Annotated in this window: 13 protein-coding genes and 3 pseudogenes; 7 read left to right on the forward strand and 9 right to left on the reverse strand. The window is 60.9% G+C overall.

All coding sequences use genetic code 11. The annotated features are described in order from the left end of the window. Nucleotides 1-180 precede the first annotated feature (180 nt). The 3 genes and pseudogenes from G9X64_RS02755 (at nt 181) to G9X64_RS02765 (ending at nt 2,285) form a co-directional block, all read left to right on the forward strand. Nucleotides 181-607: pseudogene (locus G9X64_RS02755) on the forward strand (hypothetical protein). A gap of 32 nt (nt 608-639) precedes the next feature. Then, nucleotides 640-1,518: an MBL fold metallo-hydrolase gene (locus G9X64_RS02760; RefSeq protein ID WP_168315993.1), complete on the forward strand. Its 879-nt coding sequence runs from the start codon at nt 640-642 to the stop codon at nt 1,516-1,518. Next, the gene (locus tag G9X64_RS02765; protein ID WP_168315992.1) at nt 1,515-2,285 is read left to right on the forward strand and encodes a phosphotransferase enzyme family protein; all 771 of its coding nucleotides are present in this window, start codon (nt 1,515-1,517) and stop codon (nt 2,283-2,285) included. Before G9X64_RS02760 ends, G9X64_RS02765 begins: the two co-directional genes overlap by 4 nt. Nucleotides 2,286-2,314: 29 nt before the next feature. On the opposite strand, the gene G9X64_RS02770 is transcribed toward G9X64_RS02765, so the two are convergent. After that, entirely contained in the window at nt 2,315-3,358 is a 1,044-nt protein-coding gene (locus G9X64_RS02770) for a magnesium and cobalt transport protein CorA (protein ID WP_168308304.1), read from the reverse strand. A 175-nt stretch (nt 3,359-3,533) separates the two neighbouring features. On the opposite strand from G9X64_RS02770, the pseudogene G9X64_RS02775 reads away from it, so the two are divergent. Beyond that, nucleotides 3,534-3,796, forward strand: a pseudogene (locus G9X64_RS02775) (methyl-accepting chemotaxis protein); the annotation flags it as partial. A gap of 66 nt (nt 3,797-3,862) precedes the next feature. Here G9X64_RS02775 and G9X64_RS36330 read toward each other — a convergent pair. The 5 genes and pseudogenes from G9X64_RS36330 to G9X64_RS02800 all read right to left on the reverse strand — a co-directional run. Further along, nucleotides 3,863-4,002, reverse strand: a pseudogene (locus G9X64_RS36330) (allantoin permease); the annotation flags it as partial. A gap of 10 nt (nt 4,003-4,012) precedes the next feature. Further along, entirely contained in the window at nt 4,013-5,194 is a 1,182-nt protein-coding gene (locus G9X64_RS02785) for an alpha/beta hydrolase (RefSeq protein WP_168315991.1), read from the reverse strand. Between the two features lie 82 nt (nt 5,195-5,276). Then, nucleotides 5,277-8,348 (reverse strand): efflux RND transporter permease subunit, encoded by a 3,072-nt coding sequence (locus G9X64_RS02790; RefSeq protein ID WP_168315990.1) that lies wholly within the window; start codon nt 8,346-8,348, stop codon nt 5,277-5,279. Continuing rightward, nucleotides 8,345-9,430 carry an efflux RND transporter periplasmic adaptor subunit gene (locus tag G9X64_RS02795; protein ID WP_168315989.1) on the reverse strand — a complete coding sequence of 362 codons (1,086 nt, stop codon included), beginning with the start codon at nt 9,428-9,430 and terminating at the stop codon, nt 8,345-8,347. The genes G9X64_RS02790 and G9X64_RS02795 overlap by 4 nt, the downstream gene beginning before the upstream one ends. Continuing rightward, nucleotides 9,427-10,500, reverse strand: coding sequence for an efflux RND transporter periplasmic adaptor subunit (locus G9X64_RS02800; protein WP_168315988.1), 1,074 nt, complete (start codon nt 10,498-10,500; stop codon nt 9,427-9,429). Before G9X64_RS02800 ends, G9X64_RS02795 begins: the two co-directional genes overlap by 4 nt. A 110-nt stretch (nt 10,501-10,610) precedes the next feature. On the opposite strand from G9X64_RS02800, the gene G9X64_RS02805 reads away from it, so the two are divergent. Both G9X64_RS02805 and G9X64_RS02810 read left to right on the forward strand, forming a co-directional pair. After that, the gene (locus tag G9X64_RS02805) at nt 10,611-11,243 is read left to right on the forward strand and encodes a TetR/AcrR family transcriptional regulator (RefSeq protein WP_168308309.1); all 633 of its coding nucleotides are present in this window, start codon (nt 10,611-10,613) and stop codon (nt 11,241-11,243) included. 113 nt (nt 11,244-11,356) lie between these two features. Next, nucleotides 11,357-12,397 (forward strand): LacI family DNA-binding transcriptional regulator, encoded by a 1,041-nt coding sequence (locus G9X64_RS02810; RefSeq protein ID WP_168315987.1) that lies wholly within the window; start codon nt 11,357-11,359, stop codon nt 12,395-12,397. A 44-nt stretch (nt 12,398-12,441) separates the two neighbouring features. Here the strand turns inward: G9X64_RS02810 and G9X64_RS02815 are convergent, their stop codons facing one another. Further along, entirely contained in the window at nt 12,442-13,461 is a 1,020-nt protein-coding gene (locus G9X64_RS02815; RefSeq protein ID WP_205920138.1) for a helix-turn-helix transcriptional regulator, read from the reverse strand. 282 nt (nt 13,462-13,743) lie between these two features. Here G9X64_RS02815 and G9X64_RS02820 point away from each other — a divergent pair, with 282 nt between their 5' ends. Then, entirely contained in the window at nt 13,744-14,895 is a 1,152-nt protein-coding gene (locus G9X64_RS02820; RefSeq protein WP_168315986.1) for an ROK family transcriptional regulator, read from the forward strand. Between the two features lie 278 nt (nt 14,896-15,173). Here the strand turns inward: G9X64_RS02820 and G9X64_RS02825 are convergent, their stop codons facing one another. Both G9X64_RS02825 and G9X64_RS02830 read right to left on the reverse strand, forming a co-directional pair. Then, nucleotides 15,174-16,220 (reverse strand): carbohydrate ABC transporter permease, encoded by a 1,047-nt coding sequence (locus G9X64_RS02825; RefSeq protein WP_171375953.1) that lies wholly within the window; start codon nt 16,218-16,220, stop codon nt 15,174-15,176. A gap of 13 nt (nt 16,221-16,233) precedes the next feature. Beyond that, nucleotides 16,234-17,229 (reverse strand): carbohydrate ABC transporter permease, encoded by a 996-nt coding sequence (locus G9X64_RS02830; RefSeq protein WP_168315984.1) that lies wholly within the window; start codon nt 17,227-17,229, stop codon nt 16,234-16,236. Between the last annotated feature and the right edge of the window lies 1 nt (nt 17,230).

Consider the following 17,230-nt stretch of genomic DNA (forward strand, 5'->3'; position numbering starts at 1 on the left):
TTGTTCCACCAAAACTGGCAATTCGCGATGCGCCAGATACCGTAGACCGCATTGGCGCGGGATCGATGGGGCGCGTTCCGAGGCGCTCGCACTGCGGTGAGGCCTTGAAGGTTCGTGCCGTATTTGGGTAGTCTTCCGCCTCCCGGGAGGGTGACTCATTTGGCTGCTGACGGCGCACCATTGCTTCGATCGATACTCTTTGGCACTGCCCTTTCGGCTTGCGCCTTCGGCCTGGCTTCCTGGGGCATCGAGACTGATCGCTCCACGGAGCACACGCATGGCCTGTTCGAAGTCCGCGCGGAGGCCAGGCGCTTCATTTCGCACGAAAACGCCAAGGGGCATCAGCAATGGGAGGTGCTGGAGCCCAACCTGAAGACACTGGTTCCCCGATGTAAGGTCTCGCTCGAAGTGGACGCCGAAGAGCTACGACCGCTCGAAACCGAGCGTGATGGTAATATGCACGGTCGCGGTGTCGAACGCCGTGATGAGACGCTGGGATGTCCACGTTCCCGTCGAGCCGAAGCCAAATCAGACGGGAAGCCCCGCGGCTGGCTCTCACCATTCTGAAAGAGCAGGCGCCCGAACGAGACTTGATGTATCCGAATGAAATCACTGTGATTGCAATAGAGGCGACCAGACGTGAATCCATCGGTGGAATTGTGTTCATACCCCGAACTCGATGATCGAATCGTGATCGTCAGGGCGGAAGACGAAGTTGATGCAGTGTTCGTCCGGACCGAGAGGTTCAATGTCCTGATCGACACGCTCGGCACGCCCGAACTCTGCAAGGCGGCGCTGGACCTGCTCGCGGTACAGACGAACGCCCGCCCGCTGATCGTTATCAATTCGCACATGGATTGGGATCATTTCTGGGGGAATGCCGCCGTTGCGGGGCGCGCGTCCATTATCGCGCATGCCGCCGCGCTCGACCGTTTACGCGACCCTTCCGCACGCGAAGTCCTGAGGGACAAGGCGAGCCAGGAGTCGAGGTTTCGGAATGTCGACCTCATCGGTCCCGATATCACGTTCGCCGGCTCGATGGCCCTCAACGGCGGCGATCTGACACTGGAGCTCATTCATACACCGGGACACACTCCCGACCATATCGCAGTGTGGATTCCCGAACTTCGCATCTGCCTAGCCGTCGATGCGGTGGAATACCCCATTCCCGAAGTCTGGAGCAAAAATGCAGGCGACCTCCGCCTGATCCGTTCCTCGCTCGAGCGGATACGTGACCTCAATGCCAGACTGGTCATCCCTGCGCACGGTCGGACCTACTCTCCTTCGGCGGTGGATGAGAACCTCGCCTATTTCCAAGCCCTGGCCGATCGTGTCGGCAGCTTGAGCGAGAGCCAACTGGCGGATCCGCAACTCGACGGTTCCAGCGGCCTGCGGCTTGAAGACTTCGTCCCCATCCCCGACGGAATGATTTCCGACGTGGTGGCTTTCTATCGGAAATGCCATGAGACAAACCTCGGCGCCACGGTTCAGGCCCATATCGCAAAGGCCGGACAATGAAACTGTTGGAGGGCGGGCGAACCGGGCAGATCTGGCTTGACGGCAACACCGTGATCAGGCCTTCCGGCGCATGGACGCCGACGGTCCACCGGTTCTTGCGCCATCTCAGGAACAGAGGTTTTCCGGGAGCGCCGGATCCCATTGAGATAACCGGAAACCAGGAAGTCGTCAGTTATGTCAGCGGGCGCGTCTGCGAAGACCTGAGCGACCAATTTGTCGGATCGGAGCGCATGCTGCTTTCCGCAGCCAAGCTCCTGCGCGAATTTCATTCGGCATCTCAAGGGTTTCTCGAATCGGATCGCGAGATCCAGACATGGATGCTGCCGCCGCGCGAACCGTGCGAGATCGTATGCCACGGTGACTATGCGCCCTATAACGTCGCCACGGCAGGTCATGCGGCTGTCGGGATCATCGATTTCGATGCCGCCCATCCCGCGCCGCGCATATGGGATCTGGCCTACTCGGTTTACCGCTGGGCGCCTCTATCCAATCCCGTCAACTCACATCTGGGGTTCAGCCTTGACGAACAGCTGCGGCGAGCAGAACTCTTCTGCACGGCATATGGAGCGACGGTGGAAGAACGGCTCCAGCTCCCCGAAATGATTTGCAGGCGGCTTGAGGCGCTCGTCGATTTCATGCTGGCGAGTGCCTCGGCGGGAGAGGCGACATTCGCGGAGGACGTCGCTACAGGAGATGCCCGGCTGTATTTGAGCGATACGGACTATGTTCAAAGCCATCGGGACCGGCTGCTGAAAGCCCTGTGCTGACGCGCCTTCGCCAAGCTCAGGCTTGATGTCTAGAGCCACTTCCTCCGACGGAAGAAAGTGAAGAGGAACAGGCACAAGAAGGCGATAACGCCGAGCACGACAAAATAGCCATATTGGAATTTCAGTTCCGGCATATCGTTGAAATTCATCCCGTAAATACCGGCAATCGCGGTGGGAACGGCGAGGATCGCCGCCCAGGCGGCGAGCTTGCGGGCGATCGCCGTCTGCTCCGTCTGGCCGATCATCACGCTGGCCTCGAAGGCAAAGGCGAGAACCTCACGCAGCGCGTCGATATCCTCCTGAACCCGGCGCACATGATCGGTTACATCGCGAAACAGCGACTGGAGCGTCGGGTCCATCCCGGGAAGATCGATATGCTCGTACCGCCGACAGACGTCGACGAGCGGCACCACAGCGTTGCGCAACCGCAGCAGCTTGCGCCGCAACAGGTAAAGCCGCTCGATATCGGACTTTTCCAGCTGTTCGCGCAGCACCAGATCCTCGAGCTTCTCGACTTCCTCCTGCACGACCTCGATCACCGGCATGTAGTTGTCGACGATGAAATCGAGGATGGAATAGAGAATATAGTTCTCGCCGTGGGCAAGTGCCGCCGGCGTGGCCTCGCATCGCTGCCGCACCGCCAGATAGGAGGATGAATCCCCGTGGCGAACGGAGACGACGTAACCGCGACCGACGAACAAATGCGTTTCGCCGAAGACGATTTCTTCATCCTTCATATGGGCAGTCCGGGCGACGATGAACATCGCGTCCCCATAAATCTCCAGCTTTGGGCGCTGGTGAGGCTGTGCTGCGTCCTCGATCGCCAGAGCATGGAGATTGAACTCGGCCTGAACCTGGTGCAGCAGCACTTCATCCGGCTCGTGCAGGCCAATCCAGACGACGGCATTCTCCCGGCTTCGCCATTCGCCGGCCTCTTCTATCCTGATGTCGCGAATGCGTTGCCCATGCTGGTAAACGGCGGCGGCCACGACGCCGGGCCGTTCATACGGAGGCGATGTGGAACCGCCATCTGCCCGCGCGAGAGCACTATCCAGATCCTTCAGCCGTTCCAAATCCAGCTATCCTCTCCATTCCCGCACGGGATCATATATCCGCGGGCCAATCCCTTCGCCGGTCAGGCGCTCAGCCGATCATAATGCTATTTCGTAAAACATGCATCACCGCGTCGGTGCGGGGTCTCACCAGCCGTGGCCAGGCGCCAGCCTAGCATCACGTGTCCGTGGAAATATCGTCCACCATATGGATTCGATCGCCACCTCTGCGGAAGTGCAGCCGATGGACCAGGCCACGCAGCAGAATGCAACCAAAGTGCAACAATTGACCGAAGCATCCGATTCTCTCGCCCAGGAAGCCCCGATGCATCGCGAACTCATCGCCCAGTTCAGCTCGACGATGCGGTCAGTCATTCCTCGGCCCTTCGCTCGACGGCGAGAACGATGGCGCAGCCCGCGGCCCGTGCAGCCGTGCATCCGGTTGCCGCTCGCCGCTGAAGCGGGCGGCGACAGGAAACCCCGACTTAAAAGGCGCCCGGCCATTGCCGGGCGCTTTTCATTCGGTCAGGACGCGAAGGCCGGATTGCGCCGCGCGCCCATTCTCAACACGAAACGCCGATCACGACGCCGAAGGACCAGCCGTAGGTGCCCCACCATGCAGGCAGGATGGTGGTGAAAGTCGGCAGGATCGAGGAGAACAGCGCCTAGCTCTCGTCACTGCGAGCCGACGACACGCCCGGCCAGACGAAACGGACTTGCGACTGCGGCGCCGGCGGCATTGAAGACATAGGCGCCAACATCTCCGGCGGTCGACCGTCTTCCGCTTTCGAAGGAGGCAAGCTGCGCTCCGAACTTGGCGAGCGATGCGTAGCGGTCATGCCCCAGCCCGTCGGATGCGTGGATCGACGTGATGTCGATGACCCGAAGCCTTTCCTTCAAAGCAGCCTCCCTGATGACGGGATCGTCGATATCGAGGCGTCCGACACGCGCCCGCTCTCCCGCTATGAAGCTCGAGGCCACCAGCGCCCGGTCGTCCTTCGAAACGAGAAGGGATATGGGGATAGGCATCCGCCCGATATCCTTCAGCTGGGACCGGAAAACATCGACGTCAATGTCAGGGGCTGCCAGGATCACCGCCAGTTTGCCGATGACGTCGTCGCGATGCTGCAGTTTGAGCTGGCGCACCGTTTCCATCACCAGGAAGCCACCCATGCTGTGGCCGAAAAGGATGATGCGTTTCACCTTCCGGGAAGCCGAAAGCGATCTGACGAGAGAGTCGAGGTCGCTGCGCGAGGAGAGCGCCGCATCGCGGTCGGCGACATAGCCGGCGACGGCCGCGGCCGAAGGCCACGAAAACAGAATCGGAGAGCCTGGAATATTGGCATCCGCGGCGATCTGCGCGGTGCGAAACAGTGCCTCCTGATAGCTATAGTTATAGCCATGCACGAAGATGCCGACGGTGCCGTCGGACTGCGTGGAGCGGAGCGCCTCCTCTACGAAGGCGTCCCTTGCAAGCTGCTTGCGCCTGATGACGGCAAATTGGCGCTCGGGATCCGGCCTCGAGGTCGGATATGTGATCGCGGTGTCCTTCCGGTCGGGAGGGACCGAAAACGCATATTGCTCGTAGGTGAGATTGTCAGCCCAGGTGCTCCCGAACCCGCCGCGCGCGGTGTCGAGGCTCCTGTTCGTCGCGGCGAGCACGTTCACCCGGCTTGGGGCGGCTTTATCGGAATGAAGCGATGCATTCAGATGAGCTGGGAGATGAACGGGCTGATGGACCGGGTTCAACACATCAGGCGACGGTCTCGTGGCGCAACCGGCGAGCATCGCCAGGCCGATTGCGACCAGCATCGCCTTGGCTCCCATTGGAAACCCGTTCAAACGCTGTTCCGTCATCGAGCTCTCTCCTCGGAGACCAGGATATGCAGCGGCGGCCGCCGCGGCGGCGGCCGCATGTGATGGATGTCGAAGCCTGTCCTCATGCCTTTGCCACAGCATCAGCCTGAACGCCTTCATCCTTCGGAATCCTGAACCACGCGACGTAGAGAGCCGGCAGGAACAGCAGGGTGAGCGCGGTTCCGACGACGATGCCGCCCATCATGGCGTAGGCCATCGGCCCCCAGAAGATCTCGCGCGAGATCGGGATCAGCGCCAGCGTGGCTGCCGCCGCCGTCAGCATGATCGGCCGCATGCGGTGTTCGGTGGCCTCGATGACCGCCTGCCAGGGCGCCATTCCTTCACTTCGCAGATGTTCGATCTGGACGACCAGAATGACGGAGTTGCGGATCAGGATGCCGATGAGCGCCAGCACGCCGAGGATCGCGACGAAGCCCATAGGAGCATTGCTCAACAAGAGTGCTGCGACCACGCCGATCAGAGCCGTCGGGGCGACGGCGAATACCAGGAAGAGGCGGCTGAAGCTTTGCAGCTGGATCATCAGGATCGTCGCCATCGTAAACAGCATCAGCGGTGCGACCGCTGCGATCGGCCCCTGGGCTTCAGCGCTGGATTCGACCGCGCCGCCCACTTCCACCTTGTATCCCACTGGAAGGCTTTTCTGGAACTCTTCCACCTTGGGCTTCAGCTGGTCGACGATCGTGGCCGGTTGCGTCGGACCGACGACGGCTGCCTTGACCGTTATCGTGGGTTGCCTGTCGCGACGCCAGATCGTCGGCTGCTCGAGCTCGTAGCGGAAATTCGCCACGGCAGAGAGAGGCACGACCTTACCGTTGGAGGTGGAGAGCTGCAGGTTCTGCAGCGTTTGGATGGAGTCACGTTCGGATGCCCTGGCGCGGCCGATGACGTTGACCAGGTAGATGTCGTCTCGAACCTGGGTGGCTGTCGAGCCTTCGACGATGCCGTTGAGGGCGGTGGCGATGTCTTCGGAGGATACGCCGAGCTGGCGCGCCTTGTCCTGCAGGACATCGACCTTCACCACCCGAGAGGGCTCGTTCCAGTCCAGGACCATGTTTGCCAGAAGCGGGTGCGATCCCATGACGCCGGCAAACTGCTGCGAGAGGTCGCGGACCTTTTGAATATCGGGACCGCTGATCCGGTACTGGACCGGCTTGCCCACCGGCGGACCGATGTCGAGAAGCTTGACGAAGGCGTCGGTGCCGGGGAAGGTTTTCGTCAGATAGGCCTGCAGTTCCGCCCGCACCTTGTCGCGCACGTCAAGCCCATTCGTGACAATGATCGTCTGTCCGAACGACACGTCAGGCGTCTGCACGTCAAAGGACAGGATGAAGCGTGGTGCGCCTTGGCCCACATAGGTCGTCCAGTGATCGATATCCTTGTTATCGGCCAGCATCTCCTTTTCGAACCTGGTCATCTGCCTATTGGTTTCGGCGATCGAGCTGTTGTGGGGAAGGCTCCAGTCGATGACGAGCTCGGTCCTGTCCGAGTTGGGGAAGAACTGTTGCTGCACCAGCCCCATGCCGCCGATAGAAAGGCCGAAGACGCCGACCGTCAGGATGATAGTGACCCAGCGCCAGCGCATCGCCAGCCCCAGAAGCCAGGAGAAGATGGAAGCGAAGCGGCCCTTCTTCTCGTGATGCGATTTCATCGTCTTTGGCAGGATCGTAACGCCGAGAAGCGGCGTGAACAGCACCGCCACCACCCAAGAGACGATCAGCGAAACTGCGATGACCACGAAAAGCGTGAAAGTGAATTCACCGGCAGCACTGTTGTTGAGACCAACCGGAATGAAGCCGGCAACGGTGACGAGCGTTCCCGTCAGCATCGGGAAGGCGGTCGATGTATAAACGTGGGTGGCGGCTTTCCTGAGATCGTCGCCCGCCTCGAGGCGGGCTACCATCATCTCGACGGCGATCATGGCGTCGTCGACAAGCAGTCCGAGCGCGATGATGAGCGCGCCGAGCGAGATGCGCTGAAGCGAAATGCCGGAATATTCCATCACCACGAAGGTGATGGCGAGCACGAGAGGTATGGAGATCGCCACCACCATGCCGGCGCGCAGGCCGAGGCTGATGAAGCTGATGACGAGCACGATGACGATCGCTTCGAAGAGCGCCCGCGTAAAGCCCGAGACGGCTTCGTCGACGACATGTGGCTGGTCGGAAACGCGGTGGACATCCACACCAACAGGAAGATCGGCAACGACACGTTTCATCTGCGCGTCCAGCCCCTCGCCGAACTCCAGCAGGTTGGCGCCCTGCTTCATGCCGATGGCAAGACCAATCGCCGGCTCTCCGTTGAAGCGGAACAGTGCCGAGGGTGGATCGACATAGCCGCGCTTGATCGTAGCGACGTCGGTCAGCGGGAAGAAGCGGTCGTTGATGCGAAGGTTGATCGAGCGCAGACTCTCCTCCGAGGAAAACTGTCCGCTCACCCGCAAGGCAATGCGCTCCGGCCCGGCATCGACGAAGCCGGACTGGGTGACGGCATTCTGGGCCTGCAGGGTCTGGATGACCGACTGCTGGTCGATACCGAGCGCTGCGATCTGGCGCGTGGAGAATTCCAGATAGATCGCCTCGTCCTGGGCGCCGATCACGTCGACCTTGCCGACGTTCGGCACCGTCAGGACCTCGGAGCGGGCATTTTCCACGAGATCGCGAAGCTGGCGCTGGGTCAGCCCGTCGCTCGTGAAGGCGTAGATGTTTCCGAACACATCGCCGAAGCGGTCATTGAAGAATGGACCGACGACCCCACTCGGGAAATCGCCCTGGATATCGGCGATCATGTTGCGGATTCGCAGCCAGGTCGGCGCCACGTCTTTCGCCTTGGTCGTCGGTAGCAGCTCGACGAAGACGGTCGTCTGGCCGGCAACGGTCTGGCTTTTGGTGTAGTCAAGCGATTCCAGTTCCTGGAGCTTCTTCTCGATCCTGTCGGTCACCTGCCGTGTCACTTCCTCAGCGGAAGCGCCCGGCCACTGAGCGGTGATGACCATGGTCTTGATGGTAAAGTTGGGATCTTCCTCGCGGCCGAGGTTCAGATAGGAGAAGGCGCCTGCGAGAATGAAGACGATCATGAAGTACCAGACGAGCGAACGGTGTTCGAGCGCCCAGTCGGAAAGATTGAAGGACTTCACTGGCTGATCTCCTGGTCGATCCTGATGGCCTGGCCATCTTCAAGTTTATGCACGCCCGCTACGACCACCCGCTCTCCCGGAGCGAGCCCTTCAGTGACGCGGACGGTGCCGCCGTCTTCGACGTCGCCGTCGATCTTCACGCGGCGAAGCGATACCTTCCCGGCAGGCGCATCGACGATCCAGACGCTCGGGCCGTCGCTGCCGATAAGGATTGCAGAGGCAGGCAGGACGATCTGCGGATCGGCGGCAATGGTTGCCGAGGCTGTGATGACCGAACCGAGCCTGAAGGCTTCGGGCGGATTGGTGAGCGCGATCTTGGTCCTGCTCGTGCGGGTAGAGGTCTCCGCCTCCGGTGCTATTTCACGCACGATCCCGGACGTGCGGATGGTCGGATCGAGCTGCAGCGTCACCTCGAAGGGCGCGCCGATTTTCAGTTTCTGAACGGCGGCCTGCGGCACATCGACCACGGCGTCGCGCTTGTCCGGCCGGGCGATGGTCACGACTGTCTGACCGGCCGACACGACCTGCCCGACTTCGGCCGAGGTCGCCGTCACGACCCCATCGAATTCCGCCCGAAGCTGCGCATAACCGAGCTGCTCCTTGGCCTTGTCGAGGTTGGCCTGCGCCTTGGCGACGGCGGCGGCCGCCGTTCGCCTTGCCTGCTCAGCCTCTTCGAGCGAGGCTTCCGTGCCAGAGCGCGACTCCAGCAGCGCGCGCTGGCGCTGCTCCGTGGTCACCGCATTCCTGAGTTGGGCGTCGCTGTTCTCGACGTCGGACTGCGCGTTGCGCACGGCAAGCTCCAGCGCCAGCGGATCGATGGCGGCAACGACGTCATCCTTCTTGACGAGATCGCCGACGTTGACGTTGCGCGCGATCATCCGCCCGAGAATCCGGAACCCGAGTTCGGTCTCGATCGTCGGGTCGATCGTGCCGGTCAGGCTCAAGCTGGAGGCCGAAGTCGGCTTGACTGTCATCGACAGCACGGGACGGGGCGCTTCCCCCTTCTCCTCATCCTGCGGCGCGCAGGAGGAGATCAGGGCCGTGCCCATCATCAGTGCGACTATGTTGAGACGAATACTCACTTGGAAGCTTCCTTGACATAAGACACGATTTCACCTGCCCTGAGGAACTTGGTCCCGTCGGTCACCACGACATCTCCTTCCGACACGCCTGACTTCACGATGAAGCTGCCGGTCTCGTAGCCCGCGACATCCACTGCCCTTGCCGAAACCGCAGACGATGCGGGATCGACGATCCAGACGGCCGGCTTGCCGCCCTTGGACGTCATGGCCGACCAGGGAAGCTGGATGACGTCCTGCGAGACGTAATTGAATCTTCCGACGACAGGAGCGCCGAGCGGGATCGGAGCGTCGCTCGATATCGCGACCTTGACCTTGATGGTTCCGGTGGAGGAATCGATCGTCGGCGAAATCTCGCGAACCTTCGCCGTAATTTTCTGCGTCGGGTCCGACAGAAGGGTCACGGTGCCGTCGCCGTCGATCGGGCGCAGGAAGGCGCTTTCGACCACCTCAAAGACGGCATCCCGGTCGCCGTCATGGGCAAGGGTGAAGACGACCTGGGCGGCCTGCGCCACCTGCCCGACCTCGGCGTTGCGGGCGGTGATCACTCCGTCGGCATCCGCCTTCAACTCCGTATAAGACAGGGTATCCTGAGCGGTTTCGAAGAGTGCCTGCGCCGACTTCGTCGATGCCTGCGCGGTCAGAAGCGCCTCCTGCGCCTGGTCGAGTGCCGCACGCGTCGTCACCTGGGTTCGAAACAGGCTCTGCTGGCGGTCGTATGCGAGCTGCGCCTGAGTCTGCTGCGCCTCGGCCGACTGAAGATTGGCTGCGGCCACATCCAGGTCTGCCTTCTGTTCTTCCGGATCGATGCGCGCGAGGAGCTGCCCCGCCTTCACGGACTGTCCGACTTCCACCAGCCGCTCGGTGATCTTGCCGCTGACGCGGAAGGACAGATCGGTCTGGACACGGGCGCGGACTTCTCCGGTGATTGCGCCACCTTGGACCAGCGGCTCAGGCTTGGCGACGATGATCCCGACCTGCCGTGGGGTTGGCTCAGTCGGCCCGCGCTCATCGCTGCATGATCCGAGACCGATGGCGCATGCGATCGCTGTGGCGACCAGAATGGTTCTCATAGTTGACCTCTTGCTCTCAACGGCAGCTCCTATATAATTGACTGACGAATTAGTCAATGAAACTTTGTGCCGCAGGGACGAGGGCGTGCGCAACAAGGGAGGCGAGGCAAATGGCAGCTCAAAAGAAGATCACACGCGCGGAGCAGAAAGCGCTGCGGCCCATCCAGATTCTCGATGCCGCCTTCGAGGAATTCGTGAGAAGCGGTTTCACGGGCACGCGCGTCGAAGACATCGCCGACAGGGTCGGCGTCACCAAGGGTACGGTCTACGTCTACTTCGAGACGAAGGAAAAGCTTTTCGAAGCCATGATCCACCATTTCTCCGTGCCGTTTCAGGAACTGCTGGGGATCACCGAGGGTCTCAGCGGCAGCGCCACCGACCGGCTGCTTTCCATTCTCGGCCTGCTCTACGAACAAATCGCCGAGGATCGCACGACCCGCGAACTGACGCGGCTCGTCATTGCCGAAGGACACCGGTTCCCCGACCTGATCGACCGCCACCACGATCAGTTCATTGAGCCGATCATCGCCAAGGTCGACGCTCTCATTCTGGAGGGTGTGGCGTCGGGGGAGTTTCGCGAAATTCCGGTGGAATTCTCCGAAATCGTGGTCGCGCCCATCCTGACGACGACAGTTCTGCGGCTGATATTCGACGACCGCCGCGTGCCCACTCCCAACAAGGAGGCCTTCCTGCGGGTCTATTTCGACCTGTTGCTCAACGGCCTGCTCGCCAAACCTCACTGATCGCCGAATGATGAAAAAACCGCGCCAGGCACGTAGCTTTTCTCAAGTTTTTATGTGAAAACATCGAGTTAGCCATACCTTCGAAGGTACAGCCTCAATTCGCGACGGAAAAAGTGGAACGCAAAGTCAATCTCAAGGATGTCGCGCGCGATGCTGACGTATCGCTGAGCACGGCCTCGCACGCACTGAACGGAACCGCGCCGCTGACGATCGAGGTGCGTGAAAGGGTTCTGGATTCGGCAAAACGCCTGGGTTACCTCGACCGCCGCAGGAAGAAGGCGACGATTGCGGCCTTGCGCGTCCTGCTTCTTGCGATTCCCGACGATGCCGCTCCGGAGAGCGACCTCAACCTGGTGAGCTGGACGATCCTCAACGGTCTTCGCAGGGAGTGCGAACGCCGCGGCATCCGGATCGTACCCTTCGTCAGCACCGGCCGGCGTATCGACGGCGCCCAGGTCAGGCAGATCGCGCTCTCGGAACGTGCCGACGGCATCGTGGTCCTGAACGACGATCAGCCGGAACTGATCCGTAGCCTCGCCTCCCCTGATATGCCGGTCGTCATCGTCAACGGCGAAGACCCCGCCATGCTGGTCGATACGGTCACTCCCGAAAACCGCTTCGGAGCGCGGCTCGGCATCGAGCACCTGCTGGCGCTCGGGCATCGCCGTATCCTGCACCTGACCTGGAAGGGCCGCACGACGATCCAGCGCCGATACGACGGCTTTTCCGATGCCTATTTCGCCGCGCAGCTTCCCGTGCCTGATAATATGATCGTCGAGGCCGAGGGATATGAACCCCGGCACGGCGAGGCTGCGATCAACGCACTGCTCGACCGCGATCCGACGATGAAAGGGGCGACCGCCGTCTTCTGCGCGGCCGACAATCTGGCGCTCGGCTGCCTGAAGGCATTGGCCGATCGCGACATCCGCGTGCCCGAAGCGATTTCCGTCCTGGGGTTCGACGACATCGTCCCCGGCGAATTCAGCCGTCCGCCGCTGTCGACGGTCAGTGTTCCCACAGACAAGCTCGGGGCTGCCGCTTTGGCGCTCATCGAACAGAGGCTGATCGCCAACGATCCGCAGCGGCCGGCCCATCGCCTGGAACTCGGATGCCATCTCGTCCTGCGCGGCAGCATCGCACCGCCGCGCCCCTAGAGCATAGTGCCGAAAAGTGGGCGCGGTTTTCGGACGACATCATGCTAGCGCAAGCGCTCAGCCCGCAGGCGCGTATCGCGCGGGCTTTCTCCAAAGGCGCTGCGGTAGATGATAGAGAACCTGCCGGCATGAGAAAAACCCCACATCGCGCAGATTTCACGGACGGACCGCTGATTCATCGGATCCCGCAATTGGTCGCGGGCTGCTTGCAGCCTGATCGTGCGCAAGTAGCCGCCCGGTGAAGTTCCCCGGAAGGCTCTGAAACCGGTTTGCAGCGCGCGAAGTGAAACCCCGACATCATCGGCGACCATCGCCATAGTGAGCGGCTCTGCGATATTGGCGTGCATATAATCGATAGCACGCCGGACATGCCACGGCGCGATCAATGACACTTTCTGTTTTTCCAAATGGCCGGAAAGACGATGGCGGCCAAATCGGATCACGAGGTTAGCAAGCGTTTCGCTCATCGCCGCCACGGCAAGAGGTGAAGACAGAAGCGGACCGTCATTGCGCATGCCCTGCACGATCGTCTGCACCAGGCTGCCGATAAGCTGACCTGACGGGGTTGCGAGATCCACAACGGGCTCGAGGTCAAGCGACTCGAGGACCGGCGTGTCCACCAGTGAAACAAGCATTCGCCTCACAACTTTCCAGTCCAGGAAGAGAGCGTCCGAGCAATGTGGGCCATGGATGAGACGATCGCCAGCCTCATGGTTGTTGGCCATGAGAAGATAACCCGCCCCACTTTCAACGACCCTTTTTCCAATGGACAGCCGAAAGGATCCCGAGTGCGGAATGTAAAACGCAAGGTGTTGCGGGGTCTCATCGAGCGTCCGAATTGTCCAGGAACTCTGATAAACCGAATGAAGCACCGTAAATGCCTCACTTGTTCTCAGGTCCGCTGCCCAGGCAAAGGTCCGATCGTTGCTCAACGGCTTGGCGCCGAAGACCCCGTAGCCTGCCGAATAGGCTCGAACCATCGACTCGAAGTCAGTGCCTTCATGCGTCGGCGCAAACCCATATGCTTCACGCTCGGGAGCGCGCGCCCTATTTTCGGATCTCAACGATATCTGCAACTCGGTTCTTTCCCTTTCCACCCCACCGGCTAACCGCCTATCAAGCGCTCCATCTCGTTTGAAATCGCTGCGCCGCCGATATCGTGCCTTCCAAACGCTTGGGGCACGATCACCTCCACCTTCGTGAATTGCTGTCATTCCGGCTGGCTTGGCCAACCTCGATGAAGTAAGCAGGGCCGGCAAACCGGGGATCGAATTCCCTGTTTGACAGAAGCAAAATGCCCTCCCAATGTGGTTCACACTCACAGTGTAAATCAAAACGAACCGAAAATGAAGTATGATCCGTTAAACCATGTTGCGGCGCATTTTTTGCGAGACACGCAACCCGTGCGCGTAGCCTCCCGCAACGAACGCGACCTGTTGCGGCTGATCTGGAAGTCTCCGGGGATCGAGCGCTCCGACCTGACAGAACCGCTCGATCTCACCCAGCAATCGTTGCACAGGATCGTCGCGCGGCTTCATGAGCGAGGAATGCTCGTCTTTTCCCATTCGGAAACCCGGCGGCCGGGACCGCCCAGCCCGGAGCTGACCCTTCGCAAGGAATGGTGTTTAACCCTGGGCATCTCCGTGAATGTCGGTTCGATCGGCCTTTGCCTCATGGGTTTCGGCGAGCCTTTGGAAAAAATGGAAATCCAACAGGCGGGCTCCTCGCTATCCGTAGAAATGGAGCAGATCGAAGCGGCGGTCGAAGAGCTTCTTGCCCGCCGGGGCGCCGAACGGCGAGACGTCCTCGGCGTCGGCCTGGCCGTCGCCGGCCACCGCATGCTGGAGACGGCCTTCAATTGCCCCTTGCCGCTCGCTCATTGGTCGTTGATCGACCTGGCACCTTTGCTTGGAGAGCAACTTGGCCTGCCGGTCTGGGCAGACAATGTCGCCAGGACCGCAGCCTTGGCGGAAGCCATTTTCGGCGTCGGCCGGGATGTCGCGGATTTCGCCTATATCGCCCATCTTCATGGCTATGGCGGCGGCCTGGTTTCCGGAGGCATTCCGTTTCGCGGCAATTTCGGCAACGCCGGCGAATTTTCCGTTCTCTTCGGGCGTCAGGACTACGAGGAGCGCCCTGCACTTGGTGTCCTGCTTGAACATCTTCGTGCCAAGGGGCGTTTGAACTTGACCCTGAAAGACCTGAAGAACGAGAAGCTGATGGACTGGGATGGTGTTACGGAGTGGGTCGACCGCGTCACGCCGGCGCACAATCGAGCCATTAATGCGATCTGCGCAATATTTGATCCGGCATTGATCGTCCTTGGCGGCGAGCTTCCGCACTCACTCGCGAGAATGCTGATCGAACGGACAGAATTTAACAATCTGCCTCGGCATGGCGTTTTGCGTGACGTCCCCAGGCTTGCCGTGGCACAGATAATCGATGCCCCCGGCGCAATCGGCGCGGCCTTGATCCCGCTCTTCGAAACCGTTTTGTGAAATGTGTGGGACGCCTTAGCATTTTGAAATCGACGTCAACATAGCCTAAAACGGCCGCCCATCAGGTCGCGGAGGCGGCCGGCCCCAGTGGCAAGCGCTACGCTCGCCGCGGCGCATACCGCCCACAAAATGGGCGACGATTTTGGGAGCAGCGCACGAAGACAAAAACCGAAACGCGCCGCATGAACCACGTTCAATGCGACGCGCCTCAGTCGGGAGGAAGACCTGGTATGGGTCGTTCGGCGATTGCGGGGAGGTCTAGCTCCACGCCTCGCCGTTCACTTCATGCCTGTTCCGGCAATGCCCGTGGTGATGTACTTCTGCAGGAACAGGAAAACGACGGTGACAGGCAGCAGGCTGAGGAACGTCATCGCCAGGATATAGTGCCACTGCACTGAGAACTCTCCCTGGAATGCATTCAGGCCGACTTGCAGCGTGAAATTCTCGCGGCTGTTGAGGACGATGAGCGGCCAGAGGAAATCGTTCCATCGCCAGAGCACGGAGAAGATCGCCAACACCGCAAGCGCCGGCGCCGTCAACGGCAGGATGATCCGCCAGAAGATGCAGAATTCGCTCGCCGCATCGACGCGCGCCGCCTCGATCAGCTCGTCAGGTATGGTCAGCATATATTGCCGCAGCAGGAAGACGGCGGTCGGAGAGGCGATCGTCGGCAGGATGACGCCCCAGAGATTGTCGGCAAGCCCGACCCCGACGATGACGAGATAGGCCGGGACCATGACGACGGCGAGCGGGATCATCAGGGTCGAGATGATGATGACGAAAACCGTCGTGTCGCCGCGAAATTTGTATTTCGACAGCGCAAAGGCCGCCATGGCGTTGACGATCAGAGTCAGCAACGTAGCGACGAAGGTGACGAACACTGAATTCTTGAGAAAGGTCAGGAAGTTGAAGCGCGTCAGCGGATCGGTGTAATTCTCGGTGGCGACGGTCAGATGCTGCACCGGCGTGATCCCCTTCACGTCGACGCTGACCGGCTGTCCCGGATTTGCAGGATCGACCATCTGGGCCTTGAGACCGATGCGCCGCACCATGGCCATTTCGCGCGAGCGGCCGTCGATGGTGACCTGCCAGAGACTGAGCGGTTTATCGAAGCCGGGCACTGTCTGCTCCACGGCGGCGCGCGGCAGCAGGGTCGGCGGAAAACGGGTGATTTCGGCCGCCGGCTTCAGCGAGGAGAGGCCGGCCCAGACGACGGGAACGAGCACCGCCAATGTTCCGCCGATCAGCCAGACCCATGACAAAATATCGGTGATGTCGATGCGTCCGGCCCGGCGCGTGCGCGTCATGAAGCGGACCGGGTTCATAGAGCTGTTCATCTCAGGACTCCATGCGCTTGCCGAGGCGCAGCTGTATGAGGGTGAGAACCAGAAGCACCAATCCCATGAGAACCGATGCGGCAGAGGCCAGTCCGAAGAGACGCAGATCGCTGCTGAATGCCATCTGGTAGATATATTGGACGATGAAGCTATTGGCCGTGCCGGGGCCGCCACCATTGGTCAGAACCCAGGCCTCGTCGAAGATCTGCACGGACTTGATCATCAGAAGGATGAAGACGACGAGCAGGTTCGGCGCCAGGAGCGGCAGCGTGATCCTGAAAAGGGTGCGGCGCGGCGAAGCGGCGTCGATGGAGGCGGCCTCGTACAGCTCCTTCGGGATCGCCTGGAGACCGGCCAGCAGGATGAGCGTGTAAAAGCCCATATGAAACCAGACCGACACCACGACGACGAAGAAGCGCGACCAGCCGACATCCAGCAGGAAAATCTCCGGGGGGACGCCAATCATCTGAAAGAAGGCGTTCAGCAGCCCGTTGCGATCGAGGAACCATTTCCAGATCAGGCCGATGACGACGGGCGACAGCAGGACGGGATAGAAGAACATCGCCCGGAAGAAGCCGCGCGCAAAAATCGCCCGATTGAGGATTAGCGCCGTGATCAACGCCACTAGCAATGTGGCGGTGACGTTCAATGCCACGAACCAGAGCGTGTTCCACACTGCCGTCCAGAACAGCGATTCCTGGCAGGTTCCCGGCTGCAGATAATTGCTGCAGGAAAGCAGCGTGCGGAAATTGTCCAAGCCGACGAAAGGCCGCTCCGAGACGAAAAGATTGGTGCCGCCGGTGAAGGCGTAACCGACCGCGATGGCGATGGGCAGGAAGGTAAAGATGGCGAACAGAACAAGGTTCGGCGCCAGGAACAGCCATGGCATGCGTTTACGGCCGAAGATGCGCTCGATCACATTGATCGGGGCCTCGACCACCCGCATCGCTGTTTCGCCTGCCTGCGACAGCAATGCACCTGCGCTGAGCGCCACCATG

This window comes from Rhizobium sophorae (assembly GCF_013087515.1).
Lineage (GTDB): Bacteria > Pseudomonadota > Alphaproteobacteria > Rhizobiales > Rhizobiaceae > Rhizobium > Rhizobium sophorae.